Source organism: Cellulomonas sp. P4_B5_2 (assembly GCF_056402235.1).
Map to the genome: position 1 here is coordinate 1 of NZ_JBFUHU010000434.1, position 2,426 is coordinate 2,426.

Here is a 2,426-nt window from a genome sequence, read left to right on the forward strand (position 1 = left end):
GGCGGGCCCCGCGACGCGGCGACCCCGCGCGGTCGGGCCGGACGTGACCGCTGCCCCTGCGGCCTCCGGTCCCCGGGAGATCGGGCCCGACGTCGCCGCCGCACGGGCGATACCGACCGGAGCCACCCGCGCCGCGCGCCGCGCGGGAGCCCCCGCCACCGGCGCGGTGCCGGCCGTGGCCGCCCAGCCGACCACGAGACCCGCGACGGGTTCCTTCCCCACCGTGCCCGCACCGCCGACCACCGGCGCGGTGCCCGCCGTCTCCACCCCGTCGACCACCAGACCCGCCACGGGTTCCTTCCCCGCCGAGCCCGACGGCTCGCGCCGCTCGCGTCGGTCGCAGCCGCCCACCGGCGCGGTCCCCGTCATCGACACCCCCGCCGCGGGCGCCCCGGCGGTGAGCGGCATGGTCCTCGTCGCCGCCGACGGCCACCGCCTCGAGGTCACCGGCCTCACGCTCGTCGGCCGCAACCCGGAGCCGGTGCGCGGCGAGGTCCCGGACCAGTTGGTCCCGCTCATCGACCTGTCCCGATCGGTGTCCAAGACGCACGCGTCCCTGCGCTGGGACGGCCGCACGCTCTGGGTCGCGGACCGCGGCTCCACCAACGGCACCACCGTGTCGATCGGCGGCGGAGCGCGCACGCTCCTGCCCCCCGGCGGCGAGGAGGCCCTGCCGGTCGGCACGTCGGTGCACTTCGGCGACCAGACGTTCACGGTCGAGGGGCCGGTGGGCATGTGACGGCTCCGCACCCCGCGATCGACGCCTCCGCGGGCGAGGTCATCGCCACCGAGACCCGTGCCGAGATCGCGTACCTGAGCGAGGCCCGCGCGGACCTGCTCGTGCAGGCGTCGGCCGCGCACCGGACCGTCGCGCTGGTCAGCGACGAGGTGACCCGGCTGACCTACCCCCTGCGCGAGGCACTGCGCGACGCCGGCGGGCGGTGGGTGGTCCGCGGGATCGACGGCACCCTGCGCGACGGGCTGGACGGTCGGCGCCTCGCGTCGGTCGCGGACGCCGCCGACCGCACGCCCCTCAAGCACGCCGACGATGTCGCCGTCCGCTTCMTGCGTCCCGTTCCGGCCGAGTCGGTGCAGCTGCTGATCTCGCAGTCGGTCCGGCACAAGGCCGCGGACACCACCCTGCTGGGCGCCACAGCCGAGCTGTTCGCGCACGAGCTGACGGGCGCGGCGCCGAGCGGGTGGGGCGCGCACGAGCCGGCGGTCAGCACGTGGGACCGCACGCGGCTGACGGAGCTGGCCCGCAGGCGGATGCCGAACGAGACGGTCGTCATGGTGGCGGGGTCGCCCGAACGGCCGCTGATCGGCACGCTCCGGACCGCGCGCACGGAGAGCGGGCTCGAGGAGACCACGCAGCTGCTCGTCGGCATCGGCGAGCCCGGCAGCGACCAGGCGCGGACCGCGATCGACTCCCTGCCGTCGGTGTTCGCGGCGCTGGCCACCCACCAGATGCCCCTGTTCGGCCTGGTCATGGGCCGGCACGGCCGTCGCGACCTCACGTTCCCGTCCGTGCTCGAGGCGCCCCCGACGCCCCTCGGCCTGCTGATGGGTCCGCCGGGCGTCCGCGAGCTGGGCCTGCCCGTCGAGGAGCTCACCGCGCGGCTCGGCGCCCGCGTGGTCGGCCGACCGCGCGTCCCCGGCCTGTACTTCCCGCTCGGCTCGCTCGATCGCGAGGGGTGGACCGCGCTCGACGCGGTGCTCGACGCGATCGGGCATGACAACGTGCGGCGCGCGCTCGGCACCGGCGGACCGTTCGAGGAGGTGCTCGATGGCCCGCGACCCTGATGCGATCCTGCTCGAGTCGGTCAAGGTGCACCGCGGCCGGCTGCGCGCGGCGTTCCTGCACGGTGACCTGCGCGACCGCCGGACCACCAACGACAACGTCCGCCGGTTCGTCGGCAGCACCGTGATCGCGGCGCTGCTCTGCGCCGGCTGCGCGGGGTACTCGTTCATCCAGGCCAACAGCGGCTCGCTGCGTGGCGGCATCGGCACCACCACTCCCTCGTCGACCGGGGGGACCCCGTGAGCACGTTCACCCGACTGACGCTCGTCGGCTCCGTCCGCCGCGCCGAGGTGGTGGTGCCCTCCGACGAGGGCGTCGCCGCGATGCTCCCGCAGCTGCTCGAGCTGCTCGGCGAGGCCCCGCGGCTGTCGCCGCAGGCGGTCGCGCTCGTGCGGGTCTCGGGCGACCAGGTGGACCTCGCACTCGACCCGGCCTCCCAGGGTCTGGCCGACGGTGAGGTCCTGCGCGTCGTGCGTGCGGCGGCCGCTCCTCCCCCGCCGCAGGTCGCCGACGTCACCGACGCGACCGCCGAGGAGCTGCGCACCCGCGCGGGCCGGTGGTCGGTGGGCACCCGACAGGCCGTGGCCGCGACGGGCGCGGGCCTCGCGGTCACCGTCAGCGGCAT

At 76.6% G+C, this 2,426-nt stretch carries 4 protein-coding genes; all 4 read left to right on the plus strand.

Features of this window, described 5'->3' with window-relative positions; translation table 11 throughout:
- On the plus strand, positions 1 to 739 hold a 739-nt coding region (locus AC1DUQ_RS20705; protein ID WP_477074514.1), incomplete at its 5' end, for an FHA domain-containing protein.
- Positions 736 to 1,803 carry a DUF6177 family protein gene (locus AC1DUQ_RS20710; RefSeq protein WP_477074515.1) on the plus strand — a complete coding sequence of 356 codons (1,068 nt, stop codon included), beginning with the start codon at positions 736 to 738 and terminating at the stop codon, positions 1,801 to 1,803. The genes AC1DUQ_RS20705 and AC1DUQ_RS20710, both read left to right, overlap by 4 nt.
- Positions 1,787 to 2,044, plus strand: coding sequence for a hypothetical protein (locus tag AC1DUQ_RS20715; RefSeq protein ID WP_477059725.1), 258 nt, complete (start codon positions 1,787 to 1,789; stop codon positions 2,042 to 2,044). The genes AC1DUQ_RS20710 and AC1DUQ_RS20715 overlap by 17 nt, the downstream gene beginning before the upstream one ends.
- Positions 2,041 to 2,426, plus strand: a 386-nt coding sequence (locus AC1DUQ_RS20720; RefSeq protein WP_477074516.1) for an EsaB/YukD family protein, incomplete at its 3' end; no start/stop codon positions are given. The genes AC1DUQ_RS20715 and AC1DUQ_RS20720, both read left to right, overlap by 4 nt.

Bases quoted from the DNA above. Each gene is read 5' to 3' on its own strand.
- AC1DUQ_RS20715 (WP_477059725.1), top strand. From the start codon at position 1,787: ATGGCCCGCGACCCTGATGCGATCCTGCTCGAGTCGGTCAAGGTGCAC.